Origin of the sequence: Pseudomonas sp. Ost2 (genome assembly GCF_018326065.1) — a bacterium.
In the GTDB taxonomy this organism is placed as follows: domain Bacteria; phylum Pseudomonadota; class Gammaproteobacteria; order Pseudomonadales; family Pseudomonadaceae; genus Aquipseudomonas; species Aquipseudomonas gingeri.
The window spans coordinates 1,145,376-1,169,726 of record NZ_AP021904.1 but is presented as its reverse complement, the minus strand read 5'-3'; the positions used below and the strand labels follow the sequence as shown (position 1 = coordinate 1,169,726).

Below are 24,351 nucleotides of genomic sequence, written 5' to 3'. Positions count from 1 at the left end.
ACGCGTAATGCTCACTGACTAAAGTCAACTGCGCTTACTCGTCAGCCTTCGCCTTGCCTTACCTTGGCTCGCAACGCTTCAAACGTCCCCTGGCAAGATTTCGAGGAGTAACACCATGCAATGGGAAGTCGTGATCGGGCTGGAGATTCATACCCAGCTCGCCACCCAATCGAAGATATTCTCCGGCAGCTCGACCACCTTCGGCTCCGAGCCCAACACCCAGGCCAGCCTGGTTGACCTGGGCATGCCGGGCGTGTTGCCGGTGCTGAACGAAGAAGCCGTGCGCATGGCCGTGAAATTCGGCCTGGCAATCGACGCCGAGATCGGCCAGCACAACGTGTTCGCCCGCAAGAACTACTTCTACCCGGACCTGCCCAAGGGCTACCAGATCAGCCAGATGGAACTGCCGATCGTCGGCAAGGGGCACCTGGACATCACCCTGGAAGACGGCACGGTCAAGCGTGTCGGGATCACCCGGGCGCACCTGGAAGAAGATGCCGGCAAGAGCCTGCACGAAGAATTCAGCGGTTCCACCGGTGTCGACCTGAACCGCGCCGGCACGCCGCTGCTGGAAATCGTCTCCGAGCCGGATATGCGCAGCGCCAAGGAAGCCGTGGCCTACGTCAAGGCGATCCACGCGCTGGTGCGCTACCTGGGCATCTGCGACGGCAACATGGCCGAGGGTTCGCTGCGTTGCGACTGCAACGTGTCGGTACGGCCGAAGGGCCAGGTCGAATTCGGCACCCGCTGCGAGATCAAGAACGTCAACTCGTTCCGCTTCATCGAGAAGGCGATCAACACTGAAGTCCAGCGCCAGATCGAACTGATCGAAGACGGCGGCAAGATCATCCAGCAGACCCGCCTGTACGATCCGAACAAGGACGAGACCCGCGCCATGCGCAGCAAGGAGGAAGCCAACGACTACCGTTACTTCCCCGATCCGGACCTGTTGCCGGTGGTCATCGAGGATGCGTTCCTCGATGCCGTGCGCGCCAAGCTGCCGGAACTGCCGCCGCAGAAACGCGAGCGCTTCCAGTCCCAGTACGGCCTGTCGCTGTATGACGCCAGCGTACTGGCCTCGAGCCGCGAGCAGGCGGACTACTTCGAGCAGGTCGCGAGCATCGGCGGCGACGCCAAGCTGGCGGCCAACTGGGTCATGGTCGAGCTGGGCAGCCTGCTGAACAAGCTGGGCGTGGAAATCGACCAGGCGCCGGTGACGGCCGAGCAGTTGGGCGGCATGTTGTTGCGGATCAAGGACAACACCATTTCCGGCAAGATCGCCAAGACCGTCTTCGAAGCCATGGCCAACGGCGAAGGCAATGCCGACCAGGTGATCGAGGCCCGGGGCCTGAAGCAGGTGACCGACAGCGGCGCCATCGAGAAGGTTCTGGACGAAGTTCTCGCGGCCAACGCCGAGCAGGTCGAACAGTACCGGGCGGCGGACGAGGCCAAGCGTGGCAAGATGTTCGGCTTCTTTGTCGGCCAGGCGATGAAAGCCTCCAAGGGCAAGGCCAACCCGCAACAGGTGAACGAACTGCTGAAAAGCAAGCTCGAAGGCTGATAGCGGCGCGGCCGACAACGGTCGCTCCCGCCAGCCTTGCATGCCTGTCCACTGCGGGAACGGGCTTGTCCGCGAATACGATGGCGCAGATACATCGTCTTCGCGGGCAAGCCCGCTCCCACAGGCGGGCCTACCCCATGCTCCGCCGTGGGAACGATCACTGTAGGGAGTGCCCCCGATGAAACGCCTGCTTGGCGCCTGCGCCCTCCTCACCCTGCTGGCCGGTTGCGCCACCCACGATATCGACCCGCGCGGCTACGATGAAACCGGCATGGCGTCCTACTATGGCGCCCGGCACCACGGCAAACGTACCGCCAGCGGCGAACCGTTCGACCAGCACGGCCTGACCGCCGCCCATCGCCAACTGCCCTTCGGCACCCGGGTAAAAGTCACCAACCTCGCCAATGACCGCAGCGTCGTGGTCCGTATCAACGACCGTGGCCCCCATACCCGTGGGCGCCTGATCGATCTTTCACGGGAAGCGGCCGAGCAGTTGGGTATGCTGCAAAGCGGCACCGCGCGCGTTCGTGTACAAAGCCTCAACGACTGACTTCGGGAGCCCCCGCCATTTTCGGATTGACCGCCCTGCCGCTCCTGAGCCTGATCCAACTGCTCGGCGGCCTGTTACTGCTGATCGTCGGCGCCGAACTGCTGGTGCGTGCGGCCGTGCGCCTGGCGGCAAGCCTGCGGGTGCGCCCGCTGCTGATCGGCCTGACCATCGTCGCCTTCGGCAGCAGCGCGCCGCAGATGGCCGTCAGCCTGCAGGCGGCCTTTTATGAAAACGCCGATATCGCGGTCGGCAGCGTGATCGGCGGCAATATCTTCAACACCCTGGTGACCCTCGGCCTCTCGGCGCTGATCATCCCCTTGCGGGTCTCGCGCCAGTTGGTGCGCCTGGATATCCCGCTGATGATCGTCGCCAGCCTGCTGGTCTTCGGCCTGGCCTTCAACGAAGAGCTGAGCCGTTTCGACGGCGTGCTGATGCTGGTGATTTTCGCCCTGTACCTGGGCTTGCTGTTGCGTACCTCGCAGCACAACCAGCATGCCCATCATCACCCCGGGCATCCCCATGATCGCCCGCGCGCGCCCTGGGTCAGCAGCGTGACCTGGATGCTGCTGGGCCTGGCCCTGCTGACGCTCGCCGGTCACCTGCTGCTGGATGCGGCGGTGGACGTCGCCACCGAGCTGGGCCTGTCCGAACGTATCATCGGACTGACCGTGGTCGCCGTCGGCACCTCGTTGCCGCAACTGGCCACTTCGCTGATCGCCGCCTTCCGCGGCCAGCGGGATATCGCCGTCGGCAACGTGATCGGCGGCAATCTGTTCAACCTGCTGGGGGTACTGGGCGTCACGGCCCTGATCGCCCCGGAACCCTTGTCGGTGTCGCCCAACGCCCTGTCGTTCGACCTGCCGGTCATGCTCGGCGTCGCGGCGTTGTGCTGGCCGGTGTTCTACTCCGGTTATCGCATCACCCGCGCCGAAGGCCTGCTGTTTCTCGGCCTGTACCTGGCCTACGGCCTGCATGTGGTGTGGTTCACCACCGGCATGCCGATGGCGGTGCGCCTGGAACACCTGATGCTGTTTTTCATCCTGCCGGCGCTGCTGGCGTACCTGCTGTTCAGTACGCTGCGGGCCTGGCGTCGCCAACACTCATAGGAGCCACTGCAATGACCGATCAGAAGAAACCTGGTGTCGAGATGCGTCGTCAGGTGATGGGCGATGTATTCGTCGACCGTGCCCTGGGCAATGCCACCGAGTTCAGCCAGCCGCTGCAGGATTTCGTCAACGAACACGCCTGGGGCAGCGTCTGGAACCGCGAAGGCCTGCCGCTCAAGACCCGCAGCCTGATCACCCTCGCGGCGCTGACCGCGCTCAAGTGTCCGCAGGAACTCAAGGGCCACGTACGCGGCGCCTTGAACAATGGCTGTACCGTCGAGGAAATCCGCGAAGCGCTGCTGCACTGCGCGGTGTATGCCGGCGTGCCGGCGGCCATCGATGCGTTCCGCGCGGCCCAGGAAGTGATCGACGCCTACCAGACAGCGGACTGAGTGCGACCGCCGGCGGCTGGGCCTGCCGTCAGATCCAGCCGCCCCACTGCAACACGAAGATGCCGATGTTGGTCGTGATCGCCGCCATCAGCGTGGTGATCACGATAATCGCCGCCGCCAGTTCATGATTGCCATTGGCCGCCCGGGCCATGACGAAGCTGGCCGCCGCCGTCGGGCTGCCGAAGTAGAGAAACAGAATCCCCAGTTCCGCGCCGCGAAAGCCGCAAAGCCATGCGCCCAGGGTCGCGATGATCGGCATGCCGACCATTTTCACCAGGCTCGCACTCAGGGCCATGTCGCCGCTCTTGCGCAATGCCGCCAGGGACAAGGTGCCGCCAATGCAGATCAGCGCCAGCGGCAGGGTCATCTGCGCCAGGTAGTTGCCGGAGGTTTCCAGCCAGCCAGGCAGGCCGATCTGCCAGTACGCAAAGGGCGCGGCAGCGATCACGCTGATGATCAGCGGGTTGCTGAACACGCTTTTGCAGATGCTCCAGGGATCGGACTTGATCACCGGGCTATAGACCGCCAGGACAATGGTCGACAGGGTGTTGTAGAACAGGATCACCAGCGCCGCGAGGATCGCCCCGAGGGAAATCCCGTAGTCGCCGTACATGCTGGCGGCCAGGGCCAGGCCGATCACCCCGTTGTTGCCGCGAAAGGCCCCCTGGGTATAGATGCCCCGGTCTTCCTTCGGACAACGCCAGATCGCCCACCCCCAGGAACCGGCGAACCCCACCAGCGTGGCAATGGCGAAATACCCCAGCACCGCGGGCTTCAGGGCCGAATGCAGGTCGGCGTGGAGGATCCCGAGGAACAGCAGCGCCGGCATGGTGACGTTGAATACCAGCGCCGACGCGGTGTGGATGAAGTTGTCGTTGATCCAGCCAACGCGCTTGAGCGCCACGCCCAGGAACAGCATGGCGAACACCGGCGCGGTGATGGTGAGAGTGCCGAGAAAGATCGCCAGCATGCCGTAGAAACCCATAGCCTGTCGTTAGTCGGCTAATGATACGGCAAAGCATGGGGTTTCAGTCGAACTGCGCGCGCATCCAGGCCTGGTAAGCGGCGACCTGCGCCTCGCCTTCACGGGGCGCCCAGGTCGCCATCTCGCCCTCGCCCACCGGGCGATACGGGCCAGCCTTGCACTCGAACATCACCGTGTCGGGCTCCAGCACCACCAACCCGTGGAACACCCCGGCCGGCAGGTCGACGGCCGGACAGTCACCGCCCGCCTGCAGGACACGACGGGTCACCACTTGCCCGTCCTCGTCGAACACCAGCAGACCCAGGCTGCCCTTGAGCACCAGCAGGGTCTCGGCCTTGTCCGCGCTCAAATGCCGGTGCGGCGGGACATAGGTATTGGGCTGCAGGCCGACCGCCATGCGATGGCACGGCTCGTCCATCTGGTGAAAGTTGTGGTGCGTGCGCCCACGCGGGCTGGCCGCGGCCTTGCCGGCCAGGTCGGCAAACAGGGCCTGATCGAGAAAACTCGGCGCGGCCATGGCTTACATGCCCTTGACGGCAAAGATGCCGGCAGCGTTGCGCCAGTAGCCCTTGTAGTCCATGCCGTAGCCGAAGATGTACCGGTCGATGCATGGCAGGCCGACATAATCGGCCTTCAGGTCCGGACGCGCCTTGCGGTCGTGGTCCTTGTCGATCAGCACGGCTGTGTGCACCTTGCGGGCACCGGCATGCTTGCAGAAGTCGATGATCGCGCCCAGGGTGTGGCCCTCGTCGAGGATGTCGTCGATGATCAGCACGTCACGGTCGATGAACGAGACTTCCGGCTTGGCTTTCCAGAACAGGTCGCCGCCGCTGGTTTCGTTGCGATAGCGGGTCGCGTGCAGGTAGGACGCTTCCAGCGGGAAATCGAGGTGGGTCAGCAATTTGCCGGAGAAGATCAGGCCGCCGTTCATCACGCAGAACACCACCGGATTGCGCTCGGCCAGGTCGGCATTGATCTGCGCGCCGACCCGGGCGATGGCCGCTTCGACTTCGTCGTTGGTGTACAGGCAGTCGGCTTCGCGCATGACTTGACGGATATGCTCGAGATCAGCGGACATGGCGCTCTCCATAGATGCTTGGGTAGGGCTTGTGCAGGGAGCTGCGCAAGAAAAGCCGGCAAAGGTACGCACCCGGCAGGGTCAGATCAAGCGTTTCTGGACTAACGTATTACCGTTCTATAGGACATCTTCCCCGGATAGATTAATCTAGGGCGGTTTTTTTGCCCGCCGTCGGAGCCTTTCCCCATGCCCATCCGTGAGATCCGCCATCCGCTGATCCGTCACAAGCTCGGCCTTATGCGCCGCGCTGACATTAGCACGAAGAACTTCCGTGAGCTTGCCCAGGAAGTCGGTGCATTGCTGACCTATGAGGCGACCAAGGACCTGCCCCTCGAAACCTATGACATCGAAGGCTGGTGCGGCACCGTACAGGTCGAGAAAATCGCCGGGAAGAAAATCACCGTGGTGCCGATCCTGCGCGCCGGTATCGGCATGCTCGAAGGCGTGCTCAGCCTGATCCCGGGCGCCAAGGTCAGTGCCGTGGGCGTGGCCCGCAACGAGGAAACCCTCGAAGCCCACACCTACCTGGAAAAACTGGTCCCGGAAATCGACGAACGCCTGGCGATGATCATCGACCCGATGCTCGCCACCGGTGGCTCGATGGTCGCGACCATCGACCTGCTGAAGAAAGCCGGTTGCAAGGACATCCGCGCGATGGTCCTGGTCGCGGCCCCCGAAGGCATCGCCGTGGTCGAGAAAGCCCACCCGGACGTGACCATCTACACCGCCTCCATCGATCAGAAACTGAACGAGCACGGCTACATCATCCCGGGCCTGGGCGATGCCGGTGACAAGATCTTCGGCACCAAGCAGAAGGACGCCTGACATGCGGGATGAGTTCAACGACCCGCTCTGGCGCACGGTGCTGTCTGGCGCGCAGATGCTCTTCGTGGCCTTTGGCGCCCTGGTGTTGATGCCGCTGATCACCGGCCTCGACCCCAACGTCGCGCTGTTCACGGCGGGCCTGGGGACTCTGCTGTTCCAACTGGTCACCGGGCGCCAGGTGCCGGTGTTCCTCGCGTCGAGCTTCGCCTTCATCACCCCGATCATCCTCGCCAAGGGCCAGTTCGGCCTGGCGGCGACCATGGGCGGGGTGATGGCGGCCGGTTTCGTCTACACCTTCCTGGGCCTCGCGGTGAAGATCAAGGGCACCGGTTTCATCGACCGGCTGCTGCCGCCGGTGGTGATCGGTCCGGTGATCATCTCCATCGGCCTGGCCATGGCGCCGATTGCCGCGAACATGGCGATGGGCAAGGCCGGCGACGGCTCGGAACTGATTCATTACCAGACCGCCATGCTGATCTCGATGCCGGCGCTGCTGACCACGCTGATCGTGGCGGTGTTCGGCAGGGGTATCTTCCGCCTGGTGCCGATCATCTCCGGGGTCCTGGTGGGCTTTGCCATGTCGTTCTACTTCGGCGTGGTCGATACCGCCAAGATCGCCGCCGCGCCCTGGTTCGCCCTGCCGCACTTCACCGCGCCGGAGTTCAACTGGCAGGCGATCTTGTTCATTGTCCCGGTGGCGCTGGCCCCGGCCATCGAGCATATCGGCGGAGTGATCGCCGTGGGCAGCGTGACCGGTCGCGACTACCTGAAGAAGCCGGGCCTGCATCGCACCCTGCTGGGTGATGGCATCGCCACCACGGCAGCCGGCCTGTTCGGCGGTCCGCCCAACACCACCTATGCCGAAGTGACCGGCGCGGTGATGCTGACCAAGAACTACAACCCGAAAATCATGACCTGGGCGGCGATCTTCGCCATCAGCCTGGCGTTTATCGGCAAGTTCGGCGCCCTGCTGCAAAGCATCCCGGTGCCGGTGATGGGCGGGATCCTCTGTCTGCTGTTCGGTTCGATTGCCGCGGTGGGGATGAACACCCTGATCCGCCACAAGATCGACCTGGGCGAAGCGCGCAACCTGGTGATCGTCTCGGTGACCCTGGTGTTCGGCATCGGTGGCGTGCTGGTGGGCACCGGCACCGGCCCGGACGACTTCGGCCTCAAGGGCATCGCCCTGTGTGCCGTGGTGGCGATTGCCCTGAACCTGTTGCTGCCGGGCAATGACAGCTGGAAGCACAAGAAAGGCGACGAGCCGTTGTTGTAAGGCTCATGCTTGCTCCTACGGGGCCGTGTTGTACGCAAATCTGCGATTCAACACAGAACTGTAGGAGCCGGCTTGCCGGCGATCCAGGCGACGCGGTTTGACAGAAAACCGCACCGCTGCCATCGCCAGCAAGCCGGCTCCTACAGGGTCCAGCAGGGTTTTCACGATTTGCATTTACAGGGCCAACGGCGCCCGCTCACAGAGCGTGTTCAGCGCCGCCGCCCACTGCGGCTCATCGTTCAGGCACGGTACCAGCACCAACTCCTCGCCTCCCGCCGCGATAAACTGCTCGCGCCCGCGATCGCCGATCTCCTCCAGCGTCTCGATGCAATCGGCGACAAACGCCGGGCACATCACCAGGATCTTCTTCACCCCGGACCTGGCCAGCTCATCCAGGCGTGCCTCGGTGTAGGGCTCGATCCACTTCGCCCGGCCAAGACGTGACTGGAACGATACCGACCATTGCCCCTGCGCCAATCCCATCTGCTCGGCAAACGCCGCCGCCGTGCGCAGGCATTGGGCGCGGTAGCACGTGGCGAGCACCGCGGGCGATGCATTCCGACAGCAGTCGGCATCCTTGAGACAGTGGCTGCCCGTGGGGTCGAGCTTGGTCAGGTGGCGCTCCGGCAGGCCATGGAAACTCAGCAGCAAATGATCGAACCCCTGCGCCAGGTGCGGTCGCGCGCTCACCACCAGGGCTTCGATGTATTCCGGCTGGTCGTAGAACGGCTGCAGGATGGAAAACTGCACGTCGAGCCTGCGCTCGCGCACCACCCGCCGTGCCTCTTCGATCACCGTGGTCACGGTGCTGTCGGCGAACTGCGGATACAACGGTGCCAGGGTCACCTGGCGGATACCCTGGGAGGCCAGCCGGGTCAGCACCGTCTCGATCGACGGTTCACCATAACGCATGGCCAGTTCCACCGGCCCCTGGGTCCATTGCCTGCTCATCTGCTGCTGCAAGCGCCGGCTCAACACCACCAGCGGCGAGCCCTCGTCCCACCAGATCGAGGCATAGGCATGGGCCGACTGCTCGGGGCGCTTGATCAGGATCAGCGACACCAGCAGGCGCCGAATCGGCCACGGCAAGTCGATTACATAGGGATCCATCAGAAACTGATTGAGGTAACTGCGCACATCCGCAACCGAAGTGGAAGCCGGCGAACCCAGGTTGACCAGTAGCAGCGCGTGATCGGTCATGCAATGTCCTATGTCAGAGGCGACCCGACAGATCGTCGAGGGCCGCGGGCAGATCGGTAAACTGAAAGACGAAGCCCGCCGCCAGCAGGCGATTGGGCACCGCGCGCTGGCCGCCGAGCAGCAACAGCGACAACTCGCCGAGGCCGATCCGCAAGGCCGGGGCCGGCATGGGGATCACGGCCGGACGATGCAGCACCTGGCCCAGGGCCTTGGCGAACGCACGGTTGCGCACCGGTTTCGGCGCGCAGGCATTATAAGGACCGCTGGCGTCGTCGCGGTGCAGAAGAAAATCAATCAGGGCGATTTGATCCTGCAAATGGATCCATGGCATCCACTGCCGACCGTTGCCGATCGGGCCGCCCAGGCAGAGTTTGAACGGCAGCAGCAGGCGCGACAAAAAGCCGCCCTCGGCCGCCAGCACCAGGCCGGTTCGTACCAGCACCACGCGAATACCCAGGGCCTGCGCGCGTTGCGCGGTTTCCTCCCAGGCGATGCACAACTGGCTGGCGAAGTCTTCGCTGACCGGCGGCGAATCTTCCGTCAGCTCACGCTCGCCACCGTCGCCATACCAGCCCACCGCCGAGCCGGAGATCAGCACCGCCGGACGTTGCTCGCGCCCTTCGAGCCAGGCCAGCAGGGTTTCGGTCAACTGGATCCGGCTGCTCCACAGCAATGCCTTGCGCTTGTGGGTCCAGGGGCGGTCGGCAATCGGCGCGCCGGCCAGGTTGATCACCGCGTCCAGCGGCTCGCCGGCCAGGTCCTCCAGATGGCGCACGCCACGCACCTGCGCCCCGCACAAGCGGGCCACGTCCTCGGGCCGGCGGCTCCAGACCGTCAGGCGATGCCCCTGCGCCGACCAGTGCTTGCACAGCTGGCGCCCGATCAAACCAGTACCGCCTGTCAGCAATATGTGCATGAAAGCGTCCTCGCGTAACGTTTTGTCGGGAGCGTTAGTCTATTTTTATACACAGGGCTCTTTTCTTCTCGACAGAATATGTGTTTAACAATAGGACAGCTTCAGACGACAGGAAGGTCGCAACTTATACCTAAAATCAAGATTGTACAGGTTTTACCGACGGCGTAGTCTGTGCAGACAGGTAACGAGGCCCCTATGACTGTACCTATCGCAATAATTGGTGCCGGTATCGCCGGACTCTCAGCCGCCCGCGCATTGCAGGATGCCGGACACGCCATCGAACTGTTCGATAAAAGCCGCGGCAGCGGCGGACGCATGTCGAGCAAACGCAGCGACGCCGGGTCGCTGGACATGGGCGCCCAGTACTTCACCGCCCGCGACCGCCGTTTCGTCAACGAAGTACAACGCTGGCAAAGTCAGGGCTGGGTCGCCGAATGGGACCCGACGCTCTACACCTGGCAGAACGGCCAGTTGAACCTGTCGCCGGACGAGCAGACCCGCTGGGTCGGCGCCCCGCGCATGAGCGCCATCACCCGCGGCCTGCTGGGGGACCTGCAAACCCACTTCAGTTGCCGCATCACCGAAGTGTTCCGCGGCGAACAGCACTGGCACCTGCAGGACGCCGAAGGCTTCACCCATGGCCCCTTCAGCCACGTCATCATCGCCACGCCGGCGCCCCAGGCCACCGCCCTGCTCGCCGCCGCGCCGAAACTCGCCGGGGCCGCCGCCGGCGTGCAGATGGAACCGACCTGGGCCGTCGCCCTGGCGTTCGAGACAGCGCTGGATACCCCGATGGAAGGCTGCTTCGTGCAGGACAGCCCGCTCGACTGGCTGGCCCGCAACCGCAGCAAACCGGGACGCGACGACAAGCTCGACACCTGGGTCCTGCATGCCACCAGCAGCTGGAGCAAGCAGCACCTGGACCTGTCAAGGGAAGCCGTGATCGAACACCTGCACGGGGCGTTCGCCGAACTGCTGCATATCACCATGCCCGCCCCGACCTTCACCCTCGCCCACCGCTGGCTCTATGCCCGTCCTGCCGGTGCGCGCGAATGGGGTGCCCTGGCCGACGCCGACCTGGGCCTGTATGTCTGTGGCGACTGGTGCCTGTCGGGCCGTGTCGAGGGCGCCTGGCTCAGCGGCCAGGAAGCCGCCCGCCGGCTGCTGGAACACCTGGCGTGAACCGGATCAACCCACGCAAGCTGCTGCTGTCGAAGTGGACAGCAGCCCACCCGCAAAACCGGGAAAAGCATTTCCTGGTCACCGAACTGTTCTGCGATGAGATCGGCACGGTCCTCGAACTCGAACTGCAAGCGGTATTGACCCGACGCAATCAGCGCGTCGCCTGGCAGACCCTGCAGGACGCCGCCAGTTGGCGGATGGGCTGGCAATAACGTCGGCCAAGCAACCTTGTACAAAATATTTGACTTGTACAAGATAGAACCTATGATGAGATTTAGTTGTACAAGACATGACGTTTGTACAAGTAAATCCCCGAGGTTCGCCGAATGCCCTTGCCCACCGATACACCCCGTAAACCGAGGATCGCCATCAGCGCCTGCCTGATGGGCGCCGAGGTGCGCTACAACGGCGGGCACAAGGAATCGCGACTGTGCAGCCGCACCCTCAGCGAATATTTCGATTTCCTCCCGGTCTGCCCGGAAGTGGCGATCGGCCTGGGCACGCCCCGCGAACCGATTCGCCTGGTGGGCGATCCGCAACATCCCAGGGCCGTCGGCACGGTGCACCCCGACACTGACGTCACCCACGCGCTGGCGGACTACGGCACGCGAATGGCAGCCGAGCTCAAGGATATCTGTGGCTATATCTTCATGCAGAAATCGCCGTCCTGCGGGCTGGAGCGGGTCAAGGTCTACCAGGACGGCGGTCGCCCCGCCGAGCACGCCGGACGTGGCATCTTCGCCCAGGTCTTCTGCGCCCGGCACCCGGACCTGCCGGTGGAAGAAGAAGGCCGCCTGAACGATCCGGTGTTGCGGGAAAACTTCCTGACCCGGGTCTTCGCCTACGCCGCCTGGCAGGAACTGTGCGCCAGCGGCCTGAGCCGCCGGGCCCTGACCGACTTCCACGCACGCTACAAGTACCTGCTCATGGCCCATAACCCCCCGCAGTACAAGGCCCTCGGTCACCTGCTGGGCAGCATGGGCAAGTCGGATCCGAACGAGGTCGGCCCGCGCTACTTCAGCGAACTGATGGCCGCCCTGAAGAAATGCGCGACCCGCCGCACCCATACCAATGTCCTGCAGCATCTCAGCGGCTACCTCAAGCAAACCCTCAGCGCCGCGGACAAGCAGGAAATGCAGCAGCTCATCGGCCAGTACCGCCTCGGCATCGTGCCGCTGGTGGTGCCGCTGACCCTGCTCAAGCACCACTTCCGCCAACACCCCGATCCCTACGTGGCCTTGCAGGTCTACCTGCAGCCCCACCCGGAAAACCTCAGCCTGCGGAACGCGATCTGACCATGACCCTCCCCGAAGACGACGAAGCCAACCCCGACTACGCCAGCGCCCTGGCGGCCGGCTGGCTGCCGATCCGCGAAGTGGCCCGGCAGACCGGCGTCAATGCCGTCACCCTGCGGGCCTGGGAGCGGCGCTACGGGCTGATCGTGCCGCACCGCACGCCCAAGGGGCACCGGCTGTTTTCCACCGAACACGTACAACGCATCCAGGCGATCCTGACCTGGTTGAACCGTGGCGTGGCGGTGCGCCAGGTCAAGCAGTTGCTCGATGCCCCGCAGCCGCCCGCCGAACCGCCGGAAAACGACTGGCATCGGCTGCACCACAACCTGGTCCGGGCCATCGGCCAGCTGGATGAACGCCAGGTCGATGACAGCTTCAACCAGGCGATGTCGCTGTATCCGCCCCGCACGGTCTGCGAACAGTTGCTGATCCCGCTGCTGGCGGAACTCGAGCAGCGCTGGCAGAGCCAGTTCGGCGGGCAGATGGAGCGGACCTTCTTCTACTCCTGGCTGCGCAGCAAGCTCGGCGCACGGATCTATCACAACAATCGCCAGCTCAAGGGCGCCCCTCTGCTGCTGGTCAACCAGTCGGACCTGCCGCTGGAGCCGCACCTGTGGCTGACCGCCTGGCTGGCCAGCAGTGCCGACTGCCCGGTGGAGGTCTTCGACTGGCCGCTGCCGCCCGGCGAACTGGCGCTGGCCGTCGAACACCTGAAGGCCCGGGCCGTGGTCCTGTATTCCAGCAAGGCGCTGAGCCTGAGCGCCCTGCCCCGGCTGCTCAGCGGTATCGGTTGCCCCAGGCTGATCACCGGCGCCGCGGTGTGCATCCACTTTGTCGAACTGTCCGTATATAGCGACGAGAACCCGGGCGTGAGCCTGGCCGAAGATCCGTTGTCGGCGCATCAGGGCCTGACCCGGCTCGGACTGCTCTAGCGATCTCGCCCATGGCCCAAGGAATGACTATGCAATTGTTCTGGCTGCGCACCGACTTGCGCCTGCATGACAACACCGCCTTGAGCGCCGCTGCCCGGCGCGGCCCCACGGTGGCGGTGTACCTGCTGACACCGGCCCAGTGGCAGGCCCACGACGACGCCCCGTGCAAGGTCGACTTCTGGCTGCGCAACCTGCGGGAGCTGAGCCAGGCGCTGGCCGCCCTGAATATTCCCCTGCTGGTTCGCCATGCCGACACCTGGGAGCAGGTCCCCGCGGTCCTGCTCGAGTTGTGCCAGGCCCTGAGAATCGACGCCCTGCATCTCAACGAAGAATACGGCGTGCACGAAACCCGCCGCGACCAGGCCGTGGCCAAGGCCGTCGAAGCCCACGGCATCGGCTTCCACAGCTATCTCGATCAACTGTTCTTCAAGCCCGGCAGTGTACTGACCCGGACCGGCGGCTACTTCCAGGTCTTCAGCCAGTTCCGCAAGGTCTGCTACAGCCGCCTTCACGGCGCGTTGCCGGCCATGGTCGAGGCACCCCGCGCGCAGTTGCCGCTGAGCCTGGGCAGCGATCCGATTCCCGCCGAAGTCGAAGGTTTTCCGCCACCGTCCCAGGCCCTGCGCGACCTCTGGCCGGCCGGAGAAGCCGAAGCCCGGCGGCGCCTGGACGCCTTTGCCGACCAGCAGATCGACTACTACCAGAGTGAGCGGGACTTCCCGGCCAAGCCCGGCACCAGTCAGCTGTCCGCCTACCTCGCCGCCGGCGTGGTCTCCCCGCGCCAGTGCCTGCACGCCGCCCTGCAGAACAACCAGGGCGAATTCGACAGCGGCAACGCCGGCGCCGTCACCTGGATCAACGAACTGCTCTGGCGCGAGTTCTACAAACATATCCTGGTGGGCTACCCGCGGGTCTCGCGGCACCGCGCCTTCCGCCCGGAAACCGAAGCCGTGCCCTGGCGCGATGCCCCGCAGGAACTGGCGGCCTGGCAACAGGCCCGCACCGGCCTGCCGATCATCGACGCGGCCATGCGCCAACTGCTCGACACCGGCTGGATGCACAACCGCCTGCGCATGGTCGTGGCGATGTTCCTGACCAAGAACCTGCTGATCGACTGGCGCGAAGGCGAGCGATTCTTCATGCGCCACCTGATCGACGGCGACCTGGCGGCGAACAACGGCGGCTGGCAGTGGAGTTCCTCCACCGGCACCGACGCGGCCCCCTACTTCCGCATCTTCAACCCGATCAGCCAGTCGGAGAGATTCGACAGCGAGGGCCTGTTCATCAAGCACTGGCTGCCGGAGCTGGCTGGGCTGAACAAGAAGGAAGTGCACAACCCGGCGGCCGTCGGCGGCCTGTTCGGCGTCGCCGACTATCCACGACCCATCGTCGACCTGGGCAAAAGCCGCGAACGCGCCCTGGCCGCCTTCAAGAGCCTGCCGGCGCGGCTGGATACCGGAGCCGCGCATGAGTGAGTTCCTGCACCATTTCGTCCAGCGCTTCGCTGCCCTGGACAAGGACAACCTGCACCTGCTCGCCGAACTGTACAGCGACGACGTGCGGTTCACCGACCCGTTGCACGAGGTCAGCGGCCTGGCGGAGCTGCGGGGCTATTTCGCCCGGATGTACAGCGACATCAGCGGGCTGCACTTCGATTTCCATGGCCTCGACCAGGTCCGCGAGGGCGAAGGCTATCTGCGCTGGAACATGAGCTATCGTCATCCCAGGCTCGCCAGGGGCGAGCCGATCCATGTCGAGGGTTGCTCCCATCTGCTGTGGATCCACAAGGTCTACCGCCACCGGGATTATTTCGACGCCGGGGCACTGCTCTATGACCACCTGCCATTGCTCGGGCACGCCACCGCGTGGCTGAAAAGGAGAGTCGCATGAGCCTGTCCTCCGCGCGTCGCATCTGGCTGACCGGTGCCAGCAGCGGGATCGGCGCCGCCATGGCCGAGGTGCTGCTCAAGAGCGGCATCCAGCTGGCCGTCAGCGCCCGCAATGTGCGAGCACTGGAAGCCCTCGACGAACGCTATCCGGGCCAGGTGCTGCTGGTCCCCGGCGACCTGACCGACAGCCGCCAGGTCCGCGAGATCGGCGAACGCATCAAGCAGGCCTGGGGCGGTCTCGACACGGTGATTCTCAACGCCGGCACCTGTGAATACGTCGATGCCCAGGCCTTCGATGCCTCGGTCGTCGAACGGGTGGTGCGTACCAACCTGCTCGCCAGCAGCTACTGCATCGAGATCGCCCTGCCCCTGCTCAGGGCCGGCACCGAGCCGCACCTGGTGGCGATCGCCAGCGCCGTGACCTTCCTGCCGCTGCCGCGCGCCGAAGCCTACGGTGCCTCGAAAGCCGGCATGCGCTACCTGTTCGAATCCCTGCGGATCGACCTGGCCCGCGAAGGTATCGACGTCACCATCGTCAGCCCCGGTTTCGTCGACACCCCGCTGACGCAGAAGAACGATTTCCCCATGCCCCTGAGCTGGCCGGCCGACAAGGCTGCCGGCTACATCTGCGAGAAACTCCACAAGCGGCCGCTGGAAATCAGCTTCCCGGCCTTGTTCATGGCCGGGCTCTGGCCACTGTCACGCCTGCCCAAGCGCCTGCAACTGGCGATCGGCAGGCGCATGGCGCGCAATAACGGCAAGGACAAGGACCCTTCATGAAAATCGCCCTGATCGGCAGCGGCATCGCGGGCCTGACCTGCGCCTACCTGCTCAACCGCAATCACCAGATCACCCTGTTCGAAGCCGCCAGCTGGATCGGCGGGCATACCCATACCGTGGACGTCACGGTGAATGGCGAGCAGCACGCCATCGATACCGGCTTCATCGTCTTCAACGACTGGACCTACCCGAACTTCATCCGCCTGCTCGGCCAGCTCGGCGTCGGCTACAAGGCCACCGAAATGAGCTTTTCGGTGCGCGACCCGGCGGCCAACCGCGAATACAACGGCAACAACCTCAACAGCCTGTTCGCCCAGCGCCGCAATCTGTTGTCCCCGGGTTTCTGGGGCATGTTGCGCGATATCCTGCGATTCAACCGCCAGGCCCTCGACGACCTGGAGCAGCAGCGCATCGCCGCCGACACCACACTCGGCACCTACCTGTGCGACGGCGGTTATGGCGAGCGGTTCATCCAGCACTACATCGTGCCCATGGGCGCGGCGATCTGGTCGATGTCCCTGGCGGACATGCTCGGTTTTCCGTTGCAGTTCTTCGTACGCTTCTTCAAGAACCACGGCCTGCTGTCGGTCAGCAACCGCCCGCAATGGCGGGTGATCGAAGGCGGCTCGAGTCGTTACATCGATCCCCTGATCGCCGGCTTTCGCGAACGCATCCGCCTCGATTGCGCGGTGACCCGGGTCGAGCGCGACGGCCATGGCGTGGTTATCCACAGCGCCGCCGGCAGCGAACGCTTCGACAAAGTGGTGTTCGCCTGCCACAGCGACCAGGCACTGCGGTTGCTGGCCGAGCCGAGCAGCGCCGAACAGCAGATCCTCGGCGCGCTGCCCTACGCCGACAACGAAGTGGTGCTGCACACCGACACCCGCCTGCTGCCGGAGCGCCCGCTGGCCTGGGCCAGCTGGAACTACCGCCTCGGCGGCGATGGCCTGCGCCTGGCCGCCGTGACCTACAACATGAACATTCTCCAAGGCATCCGCAGCGACACCACCTTCTGTGTCAGCCTCAACCAGGGCGCCGATATCGATCCGCGCAAGGTCCTGGCCCGCTACACCTACGCCCACCCGCAATACAGCCTGGCCGCCGTGGCCGCGCAGCATCGCTGGGAGGAATTGTATGGCGAGCGACATACCTACTATTGCGGAGCCTACTGGGCCAACGGCTTCCACGAAGACGGCGTGAACAGCGCCCTGCGCGTGGCCGGCGCCTTCGGTGAATACCTGTGAACAGCGCCCTGTACAGCGGCTGGATCGCTCACCGGCGCTTTGCGCCGCGGGCCCACGCCTTCCGCTACCGGATCGGCCTGCTGTACCTGGACCTCGATGAACAGGACAGCGTGCTCGGGCTGTCGGCGCTGGCGGGACGCAGTCGCTTCGCGCCCTTCGCCTTCCGCGAGAGCGACTACCTGCGCACCTGGACCCGCGAGGGCATGCCGCTGATCGAAGCGGTGCGCCAGCAGGTCGCCCGTGCCCTCGGGCATGCCCCGCAGGGCCCCGTACGCCTGCTGACCCAGGCACGGAGTTGGGGCCTGGCATTCAACCCGGTGAGTTTCTTCTATTGCTTCGACGCCGACGAACGCCTGGCGGCGATCCTCTGCGAAGTGACCAATACCCCCTGGGGCGAGCACTACCACTATGTGCTGCCCGCTGACGGCGAGGGCCACCAGCATGTCGCGGTGACCAAGGCGTTCCATGTCTCGCCGTTCCTGCCGCGGGACCTGGAATACCGCATGAGCTTCAGCCAGCCGAATGCCAGGCTCGGCGTGCACATGGCCGACTGGCAGGGCGAGTTGAAGGTCTTCGACGCCACCCTCAACCTGCGGCACGAAGCCCTCAGCCGGGCCAGCCTGCACCGCTACCTCTGGCGTTTTCCCTGGATGACCGCCAAGACCTGCCTGGCGATCTACTGGCAGGCCCTGCGCCTGCTGCTCAAACGGATGCCGATCTTCTCCCACCAGGCTGCCGATGGCGCCTTTGGTATTGCCACCGCGCAAGATAAGGAACAACGTCATGAAAAGTTCTAGCCTGGTGACCAGGGCCAATCTGTTCAGCACCAACACCCTGACCACCAGCCTGTTGCGCCGTGGCGTACTGCGCCAGCTCCGCGCCCTGCGCCACGGCCAGTTGCTGCTGGTCGAGGACGGCGAGCGCCAGTTGTTCGGCAATACCGGCGAAAGCCTGCTGGGGGAGATCCATATCCAGGACCCGGCGGTCTGGGGCATGGTCGCCGGCAATGGCTCGATCGGTGCCGGCGAGGCTTTTATCCATGGCTACTGGACCACCCCGGACCTGACGGCGGTGGTCCGGGTGTTCGTCAGCAACCTCGACGTGCTCGATGCCATGGAAGGCGGCCTGGCCCGCCTCGGGCGTCCTTTCGTCCAGGCCCTGCACTGGCTCAATCGCAACACCCGCAAGGGCTCGCGCAAGAATATCGAGGCCCACTACGACCTGGGCAACGCGCTGTTCGAGCAGTTCCTCGACCCGACCATGATGTACTCGGCCGGGCAGTTCCTCAGCCCCGATGACTCCCTGGAACAGGCGCAGTTGAACAAGCTCGAGCGCATCTGCCGCAAACTCGACCTGCAACCGGGCGATCACCTGCTGGAGATCGGCACCGGCTGGGGCAGCATGGCGATCCATGCCGCCCTGCATCATGGCTGCCGGGTCACCACCACCACGCTGTCGAAGGAACAGTTCGCCTACACCCGGCAACGTATCGACAGCCTGGGCCTGCAGGACCGGATCACCCTGCTGCTGGAAGACTACCGCGACCTCACCGGCCAGTACGACAAGCTGGTCTCCATCGAAATGATCGAGGCCGTCGGCCACTCGTTCCTCGCCAACTATTTCAGGCAATGCGCACACCTGCTCAAGAGCGACGGCCTGATGCTGTTGCAGGCCATCACCATCCGCGACCAACGCTATGAACAGGCGAAGAACAGCGTCGACTTCATCCAGCGCTACATCTTCCCCGGTGGCGCCCTGCCCAGCGTGCACAAGATGCTCGAAGTGGTCAGCCGCGAAACCGACATGAACCTGCTGCACATGGAGGACTTCGGCCCGCACTACGCGCGCACCCTGCGCCTGTGGCACGAGAACTTCCGCCGCGCCCACGGCCGCCTGGGCGAGCTGGGCTACGACGACTATTTCCTGCGCCTGTGGGAGTTCTACCTGTGCTACTGCGAAGGCGGCTTCCTCGAACGCACCATCGGCACCGCCCAGTTGCTGCTGGCCCGGCCGACCGCCCGGGCCCAGCCGCTGCTCGGGCGTTTCGACAGCTGAGGGACCGGCGCTAGAGCTGGCGCAACTGCTCGCGCACCACCGCCTCCCGTTCCGGGGCATTGAAAAACAGCTGGCGCGCCATGACCAGGCTGATCTCGCTGCGCCAGATGCGGAACACCTCCAGGGCTCGCCCGGGTTGCCCCTGGCGGATGCGTTCGAAGCGCTCCTGCTCGGCCCGGGCCTGCGCCTTGATGCCGAGAAAACGCTCGGCCCAGCGCTTCAGGTGGGCGCCATGGGCCTGTGGCTTGCCGTCCTTGTCCAGGGCCCCGCGCATCACGAACAACTCCTCCGGGGTGGCCTTGTCGGGATAGTGGAAGTGCGCCACCCAGATATTCTTGCCGGTCGCCTTGTCACGCACCGCATACTCCTGGAGAAAGTCGCTTTTGCCGAGTCGGGTGCGCGGCCCGTTGCGAAAGATCTCGACCTCGTTGTGCTCCTTGAGAAACAGCAGCCGTTCGGTGTCCGGCGCACTCGACTTGGTCACGGCGATCCGCGCCATCAGCCCCTCATGCCTGACGGTCCCGGCCTGGAGACGCAGTTCCGCGGCCTGGACCTGGCCGGCGGAAACTTCGCTTTGCGTCACCGAGCCGTTCGCCTGCGTCACCGCCCGATCGATCTGCCCGGCCAGCGCTTCCAGCGCTCGCGCCCGCACGCCGAGGACATCCTGCAGATAGATCGGGTCCTTGGCGACCGGGATCTGCCGCCTGGCCATCTCGATTTCCCGGCCGGCCTGGCGGATCTGGCTCTCGGCCATCTGCACCAGGCGCTTGAGGCCCGGCTGCGGCGCCGGTCTGCGGGCGGGCGCCGGCTTGGGCAGCGGCTGCCAGTAGCCGTCCTCTTCCTCGACAAAGGACTCGAGCGGTTGACCGGTCTGGGGGTCCATCAGCTCGACGACCTCGTGGCCATCCTGGGGCGTGTCGCGAACATAGCCGAGATAGTGCTGCTTGCGACGGGTACGGATGATCTTGCGCCGCTTGCCGGCGGGCGGCGACGGCAGGTCAGGCGCGTACTCGGTGGGGGCCTGCGCCTCGATGCGCGCGACCAGGCTGCGCTCGGCCTCCTGTTGCAGCTCGACCAGGCGCCGGGTGAACAGATCGGCCCAGACCAGGCGGGTCTCCGGCGGCAACAGGCCGGTCTTGTACTCGGCCATGGCCAGGGCTTCGTTGTATTGGCTCACACAGGTATTGAGCACCGCGATGTCCGCCTCGGCGGACAGCGGCGTAGCGGAGCGTTCATCGAGAATGGACTGGGAAGCCAGGGCACCGCGCAGGTCGTCGAGCTTCGTCCAGATATCGCTCTCGAGCTGGTGCGGATCCAGTTCCCTGAAGCAGTACACCGCGAGCCGGCACGCCCTGATGGCCTTCAGTCCGCGCACCTTGTGCCCCCCGCCCCTGATTTGCTGCAGGCGCTGGTAGTCCGCCAGGTTCTGGTTGCGATGATTGCCCTGTTCGGCAAACGCCTGCTGCTCCCGCTCCGCCCAGTCGATATACAGGTCCGCGGCGCGGTTTTCCCGTTGCTCCAGTCGTTGCGTTTCCAGCAGGACCCGGCCCGAACCATCCTGATAGGGCAAATGCTCGATGATCCGCACGCAACGACGGTCGATGAGCCTTATCGCGTCCAGGGCGAACTGCATCGCCGTGACGAATTGATCCAGGGTGGTAAAGAGTGTCGCCTTGTAGCCCCGCAGGAAGACCGTCTCGGTCATCCGCAGTTCGTTGAGCTGTTGCTCGTAACCGTCGATCAGGGCTTTTCCCAGGTCGGCGATCCGGTCCATGCGGGCAAACCATTGCGCGTGGGTATAGCGGTCGGGACTGGCTTCCATCGCCACCAGGGCCTCGCGTTCGGGAAACAACGCGCGTGCCCGTCTCCCCTGCTCCGCGACGCGCTGGTTCCAGCCTTCCATGAAGCGCTCGCTGACCCGCTCCCGCTGTTCCTGCTCCCGGCGTTTTTCCTCGAGCAGGGCCGCTCTTCTTTTCCCGACGTTGCCCGGGCGCCCCGAGCCGCCGCGCAGGCGCAGCTTCAAGTCCGGCGTCCAAACGCCCGCGCCATCGCTTTTCAGATAGAAGCCGTCACGCAGGCCGTCCGGCGAGACCACCTGGACAGTGCCTTCGCTGTCCGCCTTCACAGCAAACAGCCATCCCCCGAAGTAGGCCGCCAGCCGCTTGGACTCCTTCAAGCGGATCAGGCCCTTGAGGTCGCCGGACGCGATGACCTCCCCGAGGGTCTCGGGCGCGGGCCAGGGATAGGGGTAGATCTTCAGGGTGAACGAACTGGCGGTCGGACGCGAGGCGACCGTGCCGGGCGCCACCGGATTGTCCAGTTTCATCGGCAATGGCCGGTCCGGCCCTTCGCTGATCGTGGCCCCGTGCGGCGGCCGCTGGCCCTCGTCGAGCGGGATCCGCTGCGGTGTCCTGGCGTGCGCCTGCCGACGGTTCAAGTGATGTTCGAGAATAAAGGCGATGTTCACCAGGACATCGGCCCAGGCATTGGCCTTGGCCCCGGGGTCCTTTTCCTGCAGTCGCCGAAAGTCGGCATCGACGCTGGCGACCACAGCGAAAATCCAGCCGGCCACCGCCGCCGGGCCACGGATAAACATCAGCACCACGTTGAACAATTGCCAGCCGCCCTCCTTCAAGGTGTTCCAGCGCAGTTCGGCATTGGACACCGATTGCCGGTCAGCCAGGGCGATCAGGGTCCTGGCCAGCGAATCGAACAGATGATGCAGGTAGTCGCCCTGGACCACCGTTTCGTCGAGCGTGGCCGGCGCCACCGGCAGCAGCGCGGCAAAATCGTCCTCGAACGAACGCCGCAGGTGGGGCTCGACCAGGCCGCCATTGGCATAGGTGCGCCGGGCCTGATCGCTCAACCACGCCAGGATGCTGTCCTGCAATGCACCGGGTTGCCTGAGCGCATCGAACAGGGCCGACCACGTCGGGTATTGCAGCAGCGGTTCGACGGGAGGCGTGGGGCGGGCGTCATTGTCATGAGGGCAGAAGTGCTTGTCCGCTGTCGCCTGGAACTGCTGGAAGGCCGCCGCCTGCGGGCCGGCCTTGGCCAGCAGCGGACGATAGAGAATGAACGGGCCGCTCCCCGTGTCCTTCGGACCGATGATGAACATGGACGCCACGACATCCGCCGACGCATCGGCTTCGGCCTTGAACGCCAGGGGACGCAGGACGATCTCCTGGCCGTTCACCTGGCGTTGCGCCGCTTCGGCCTGCACTACCGCTTCGACACAGCGGTAACCCGCTTCGTCGAAGTGAGCGTCGCCGCGAATCTTCAGTTCCAGCGCCGCCATGGGCAATTGCACCCGCAGTTGCCCGGTGAAGAGTGTTTCCCGGCGCCGGGCCTCGTCGGCGTCGTCGACAAGCTTGGCCCGCAGGATGTCGAGATAAGTCTTGCCGATGTCCACGGCCGTGACCAGCGCCTTGACGTAGTCCGCGGTGAGCCAGTCGGGCACCGCCATGTCCACGCCACAGTGGCGGATGGTGATCTTCATCTTCGCATGCCGGAAGCCGCCGAGATTCTCCAGGGCAAACTCCGTCAGGCTCATCCGCACCTTTTCCACCGTCCCCAGCGCCCCGCTCGCGCCGCCGGCCACGGCCACCGCGATGACCTTGTCGAGCTCCAGGCGAATATCATCGGGGTTGGCGATATCGGCAGCGGACGGATGGTCCTCGCCCATCTTCTTGCGCAGCGCCCTGGCCGCGAACTCCGGCAGATCGCCCACGTCATCGAGAAATGCCTTGCCGCCCGACACACGCTGCACCTCGGCCAGTTTTTCCAGCAGGGCGCGGTAGGTGCCGAGGTCTTCGCTCGACGCCCCCAGCAGCCAATGCGGCAAGTCGTCATTGAGCGCCGCCAGCGCTTCGGGCAACTCGACCACCGTATGGGGCTCGGTCTGCACCGGCGTGAAAAACCAGTCATCGGGACGGGTGATTTCATCGAGCCGGTGCTGGTAGTCCGCGAGCGTCCATTCGCTATCGAAGCCGATCAGCGCAATCGCCTGCAGCTGGTTTTCCAGCAGGGTTTCGACAAAGCTGGCGAAGGCCAGGCCCAGTTGCATATCCGGGTCGCCCCGCTGCCAGAGCCGATGCTCGCGATACTCGATATCGCGGCCATTGGCGCGGACACTCATGAACAAGGGCAGCAGCGGTCCGAGGTCCGTGGTGTCGGCCCGGAAAAGGCCCTTGGCCAGGCTGAGCAGTAGCGGGTTCTGCTCGATCCCGCGCTCCTTGCGACGGGCCACCAGCACGGGCAAGGCTTCGGGATAGCTGCCGCCCCAGATGTCCCTGCTCACCGCCTGGATGCCATGGAAAGCCAGTTGCTGCTCGGGCTTTTGCAGATCGATCGACAGAAAGGCTCGATGCTGTTCACGATCGGCGGAAAACATGCGCATCAGGATCCGGCCAAGGCGTTGAAAGCGACTGCTGCCGTGCGCATCCTCCGCGTTCCAGTAGTCGACCAGGCCCTGTTGATAGAGTTGCAGCAGGATATCGCCCCACGACCCGAGCGTGTCCTGGGTTGCCGCGGCGTCCACCACCAGGCGGTCGCCGGGCAAGCCATCGAGCCTGATCTCCAGCACATGTTCGGCGGTAAAGAGCGGCGCGACCCCGCTGGTAAAGTGTTCGAGCACCAGGTCGATCACGGCACGGTACTGATAGCCGCCCGAGAACCGTTTGCCTTCCTGCTCGCGCCACAGGAGCTTGCCGACATACAGGTGCGAGGCATTGCGCTGCGGGTCCCAGTGGTTGAAAAAAGCCTCCTGGATGGCCGACAGGGCCACTTCCCGCAATGTCGGCGGATGGGCGAAAAGCGCCTTGGCCGCCTCGATCTCCTGCTCGAGCGACAGGCCCGGCAGTGTGCTTGCGTCATTCATGCAGACTATTCCCTTCAAACAGATCCGACGGGCCCGGCTTCGAGCCGCCGTGCCCGGCACCGCACGGCGGTACCAGGGCAGTAGACGTCCGGCACACCGCCCCCTGGCGGTATCCGCTTAGCTACAGTCGGCGCAATTGCTCCACCAGGGCCGCATCCACTTCAGCGGCATCGAAAAAGAACTGGCGGGCCATGGGCAGGCTGATC

Annotated in this window: 22 protein-coding genes; 16 read left to right on the top strand and 6 right to left on the bottom strand. The window is 64.9% G+C overall.

Going from position 1 to position 24,351, the window contains the following annotated elements; all coding sequences use genetic code 11:
- The first annotated feature begins 97 nt into the window (after positions 1 to 97).
- The 4 genes from gatB (at position 98) to KI243_RS05060 (ending at position 3,609) form a co-directional block, all read left to right on the top strand.
- Complete coding sequence (gatB, locus tag KI243_RS05075) at positions 98 to 1,561, top strand: Asp-tRNA(Asn)/Glu-tRNA(Gln) amidotransferase subunit GatB (protein WP_280529440.1); 1,464 nt, start codon at positions 98 to 100, stop codon at positions 1,559 to 1,561.
- A gap of 178 nt (positions 1,562 to 1,739) precedes the next feature.
- Positions 1,740 to 2,111, top strand: a complete 372-nt coding sequence (locus KI243_RS05070) for a septal ring lytic transglycosylase RlpA family protein (protein ID WP_177119257.1) — start codon at positions 1,740 to 1,742, stop codon at positions 2,109 to 2,111.
- A 50-nt stretch (positions 2,112 to 2,161) separates the two neighbouring features.
- Positions 2,162 to 3,217 carry a calcium/sodium antiporter gene (locus tag KI243_RS05065; protein ID WP_042935460.1) on the top strand — a complete coding sequence of 352 codons (1,056 nt, stop codon included), beginning with the start codon at positions 2,162 to 2,164 and terminating at the stop codon, positions 3,215 to 3,217.
- Positions 3,218 to 3,228: 11 nt separating this feature from the next.
- Positions 3,229 to 3,609 carry a carboxymuconolactone decarboxylase family protein gene (locus KI243_RS05060; RefSeq protein ID WP_017126553.1) on the top strand — a complete coding sequence of 127 codons (381 nt, stop codon included), beginning with the start codon at positions 3,229 to 3,231 and terminating at the stop codon, positions 3,607 to 3,609.
- Positions 3,610 to 3,637: 28 nt separating this feature from the next.
- Here KI243_RS05060 and KI243_RS05055 read toward each other — a convergent pair whose 3' ends face one another.
- Genes KI243_RS05055 through KI243_RS05045 form a run of 3 tightly spaced genes read right to left on the bottom strand, consistent with a single transcriptional unit; the run spans position 3,638 to position 5,672 of the window.
- Positions 3,638 to 4,579: an AEC family transporter gene (locus KI243_RS05055; protein WP_042935461.1), complete on the bottom strand. Its 942-nt coding sequence runs from the start codon at positions 4,577 to 4,579 to the stop codon at positions 3,638 to 3,640.
- A gap of 58 nt (positions 4,580 to 4,637) precedes the next feature.
- Positions 4,638 to 5,111 carry a WbuC family cupin fold metalloprotein gene (locus KI243_RS05050; RefSeq protein ID WP_177107747.1) on the bottom strand — a complete coding sequence of 158 codons (474 nt, stop codon included), beginning with the start codon at positions 5,109 to 5,111 and terminating at the stop codon, positions 4,638 to 4,640.
- Positions 5,112 to 5,114: 3 nt separating this feature from the next.
- Positions 5,115 to 5,672: a hypoxanthine-guanine phosphoribosyltransferase gene (locus KI243_RS05045; protein WP_017126556.1), complete on the bottom strand. Its 558-nt coding sequence runs from the start codon at positions 5,670 to 5,672 to the stop codon at positions 5,115 to 5,117.
- A gap of 186 nt (positions 5,673 to 5,858) precedes the next feature.
- Here KI243_RS05045 and upp point away from each other — a divergent pair, with 186 nt between their 5' ends.
- Both upp and KI243_RS05035 read left to right on the top strand, forming a co-directional pair.
- Positions 5,859 to 6,497, top strand: coding sequence for a uracil phosphoribosyltransferase (gene upp, locus KI243_RS05040; RefSeq protein ID WP_017126557.1), 639 nt, complete (start codon positions 5,859 to 5,861; stop codon positions 6,495 to 6,497).
- Position 6,498: 1 nt separating this feature from the next.
- Entirely contained in the window at positions 6,499 to 7,773 is a 1,275-nt protein-coding gene (locus tag KI243_RS05035) for a uracil-xanthine permease family protein (RefSeq protein WP_017126558.1), read from the top strand.
- Between the two features lie 174 nt (positions 7,774 to 7,947).
- Here the strand turns inward: KI243_RS05035 and hemH are convergent, their stop codons facing one another.
- The gene (gene hemH, locus KI243_RS05030; protein WP_212810575.1) at positions 7,948 to 8,973 is read right to left on the bottom strand and encodes a ferrochelatase; all 1,026 of its coding nucleotides are present in this window, start codon (positions 8,971 to 8,973) and stop codon (positions 7,948 to 7,950) included.
- A gap of 13 nt (positions 8,974 to 8,986) precedes the next feature.
- Positions 8,987 to 9,889 carry a TIGR01777 family oxidoreductase gene (locus KI243_RS05025; RefSeq protein WP_042935441.1) on the bottom strand — a complete coding sequence of 301 codons (903 nt, stop codon included), beginning with the start codon at positions 9,887 to 9,889 and terminating at the stop codon, positions 8,987 to 8,989.
- A 195-nt stretch (positions 9,890 to 10,084) separates the two neighbouring features.
- On the opposite strand from KI243_RS05025, the gene KI243_RS05020 reads away from it, so the two are divergent.
- The 10 genes from KI243_RS05020 (at position 10,085) to KI243_RS04975 (ending at position 19,266) form a co-directional block, all read left to right on the top strand.
- On the top strand, positions 10,085 to 11,071 hold the full coding sequence (locus tag KI243_RS05020) for an FAD-dependent oxidoreductase (RefSeq protein WP_042935443.1): 987 nt from the start codon (positions 10,085 to 10,087) through the stop codon (positions 11,069 to 11,071).
- Complete coding sequence (locus KI243_RS05015) at positions 11,068 to 11,283, top strand: TIGR02450 family Trp-rich protein (RefSeq protein WP_177128395.1); 216 nt, start codon at positions 11,068 to 11,070, stop codon at positions 11,281 to 11,283. The genes KI243_RS05020 and KI243_RS05015 overlap by 4 nt, the downstream gene beginning before the upstream one ends.
- 114 nt (positions 11,284 to 11,397) lie before the next feature.
- Complete coding sequence (locus tag KI243_RS05010; RefSeq protein WP_177119255.1) at positions 11,398 to 12,366, top strand: DUF523 and DUF1722 domain-containing protein; 969 nt, start codon at positions 11,398 to 11,400, stop codon at positions 12,364 to 12,366.
- 2 nt (positions 12,367 to 12,368) lie between these two features.
- Positions 12,369 to 13,298 carry a MerR family transcriptional regulator gene (locus KI243_RS05005; protein WP_177119254.1) on the top strand — a complete coding sequence of 310 codons (930 nt, stop codon included), beginning with the start codon at positions 12,369 to 12,371 and terminating at the stop codon, positions 13,296 to 13,298.
- Between the two features lie 29 nt (positions 13,299 to 13,327).
- Complete coding sequence (phrB, locus tag KI243_RS05000) at positions 13,328 to 14,773, top strand: deoxyribodipyrimidine photo-lyase (RefSeq protein WP_017126565.1); 1,446 nt, start codon at positions 13,328 to 13,330, stop codon at positions 14,771 to 14,773.
- The gene (locus KI243_RS04995; protein ID WP_212810574.1) at positions 14,766 to 15,188 is read left to right on the top strand and encodes a nuclear transport factor 2 family protein; all 423 of its coding nucleotides are present in this window, start codon (positions 14,766 to 14,768) and stop codon (positions 15,186 to 15,188) included. Before phrB ends, KI243_RS04995 begins: the two co-directional genes overlap by 8 nt.
- On the top strand, positions 15,185 to 15,967 hold the full coding sequence (locus tag KI243_RS04990) for an SDR family NAD(P)-dependent oxidoreductase (protein ID WP_177085476.1): 783 nt from the start codon (positions 15,185 to 15,187) through the stop codon (positions 15,965 to 15,967). The genes KI243_RS04995 and KI243_RS04990 overlap by 4 nt, the downstream gene beginning before the upstream one ends.
- Positions 15,964 to 17,211 (top strand): FAD-dependent oxidoreductase, encoded by a 1,248-nt coding sequence (locus KI243_RS04985; protein ID WP_017126568.1) that lies wholly within the window; start codon positions 15,964 to 15,966, stop codon positions 17,209 to 17,211. The genes KI243_RS04990 and KI243_RS04985 overlap by 4 nt, the downstream gene beginning before the upstream one ends.
- Positions 17,208 to 18,008: a DUF1365 domain-containing protein gene (locus tag KI243_RS04980; protein WP_177119252.1), complete on the top strand. Its 801-nt coding sequence runs from the start codon at positions 17,208 to 17,210 to the stop codon at positions 18,006 to 18,008. The genes KI243_RS04985 and KI243_RS04980 overlap by 4 nt, the downstream gene beginning before the upstream one ends.
- The gene (locus KI243_RS04975) at positions 17,995 to 19,266 is read left to right on the top strand and encodes a cyclopropane-fatty-acyl-phospholipid synthase family protein (protein ID WP_178992070.1); all 1,272 of its coding nucleotides are present in this window, start codon (positions 17,995 to 17,997) and stop codon (positions 19,264 to 19,266) included. The genes KI243_RS04980 and KI243_RS04975 overlap by 14 nt, the downstream gene beginning before the upstream one ends.
- A 10-nt stretch (positions 19,267 to 19,276) precedes the next feature.
- Here the strand turns inward: KI243_RS04975 and KI243_RS04970 are convergent, their stop codons facing one another.
- Entirely contained in the window at positions 19,277 to 24,145 is a 4,869-nt protein-coding gene (locus KI243_RS04970) for a hypothetical protein (protein WP_212810573.1), read from the bottom strand.
- Positions 24,146 to 24,351: the final 206 nt, after the last annotated feature.

What these genes read in the sequence shown, in the direction of transcription:
- KI243_RS05070 (WP_177119257.1), top strand. Translation starts at nt 1,740, where the DNA reads ATGAAACGCCTGCTTGGCGCCTGCGCCCTCCTCACCCTGCTGGCCGGT.
- KI243_RS05060 (WP_017126553.1), top strand. Translation starts at nt 3,229, where the DNA reads ATGACCGATCAGAAGAAACCTGGTGTCGAGATGCGTCGTCAGGTGATG.
- KI243_RS05055 (WP_042935461.1), bottom strand. Translation starts at nt 4,579, where the DNA reads ATGCTGGCGATCTTTCTCGGCACTCTCACCATCACCGCGCCGGTGTTC.
- KI243_RS05050 (WP_177107747.1), bottom strand. Translation starts at nt 5,111, where the DNA reads ATGGCCGCGCCGAGTTTTCTCGATCAGGCCCTGTTTGCCGACCTGGCC.
- KI243_RS05045 (WP_017126556.1), bottom strand. Translation starts at nt 5,672, where the DNA reads ATGTCCGCTGATCTCGAGCATATCCGTCAAGTCATGCGCGAAGCCGAC.
- upp (WP_017126557.1), top strand. Translation starts at nt 5,859, where the DNA reads ATGCCCATCCGTGAGATCCGCCATCCGCTGATCCGTCACAAGCTCGGC.
- KI243_RS05035 (WP_017126558.1), top strand. Translation starts at nt 6,499, where the DNA reads ATGCGGGATGAGTTCAACGACCCGCTCTGGCGCACGGTGCTGTCTGGC.
- hemH (WP_212810575.1), bottom strand. Translation starts at nt 8,973, where the DNA reads ATGACCGATCACGCGCTGCTACTGGTCAACCTGGGTTCGCCGGCTTCC.
- KI243_RS05025 (WP_042935441.1), bottom strand. Translation starts at nt 9,889, where the DNA reads ATGCACATATTGCTGACAGGCGGTACTGGTTTGATCGGGCGCCAGCTG.
- KI243_RS05020 (WP_042935443.1), top strand. Translation starts at nt 10,085, where the DNA reads ATGACTGTACCTATCGCAATAATTGGTGCCGGTATCGCCGGACTCTCA.
- KI243_RS05010 (WP_177119255.1), top strand. Translation starts at nt 11,398, where the DNA reads ATGCCCTTGCCCACCGATACACCCCGTAAACCGAGGATCGCCATCAGC.
- KI243_RS05005 (WP_177119254.1), top strand. Translation starts at nt 12,369, where the DNA reads ATGACCCTCCCCGAAGACGACGAAGCCAACCCCGACTACGCCAGCGCC.
- phrB (WP_017126565.1), top strand. Translation starts at nt 13,328, where the DNA reads ATGCAATTGTTCTGGCTGCGCACCGACTTGCGCCTGCATGACAACACC.
- KI243_RS04995 (WP_212810574.1), top strand. Translation starts at nt 14,766, where the DNA reads ATGAGTGAGTTCCTGCACCATTTCGTCCAGCGCTTCGCTGCCCTGGAC.
- KI243_RS04990 (WP_177085476.1), top strand. Translation starts at nt 15,185, where the DNA reads ATGAGCCTGTCCTCCGCGCGTCGCATCTGGCTGACCGGTGCCAGCAGC.
- KI243_RS04985 (WP_017126568.1), top strand. Translation starts at nt 15,964, where the DNA reads ATGAAAATCGCCCTGATCGGCAGCGGCATCGCGGGCCTGACCTGCGCC.
- KI243_RS04975 (WP_178992070.1), top strand. Translation starts at nt 17,995, where the DNA reads ATGAAAAGTTCTAGCCTGGTGACCAGGGCCAATCTGTTCAGCACCAAC.
- KI243_RS04970 (WP_212810573.1), bottom strand. Translation starts at nt 24,145, where the DNA reads ATGAATGACGCAAGCACACTGCCGGGCCTGTCGCTCGAGCAGGAGATC.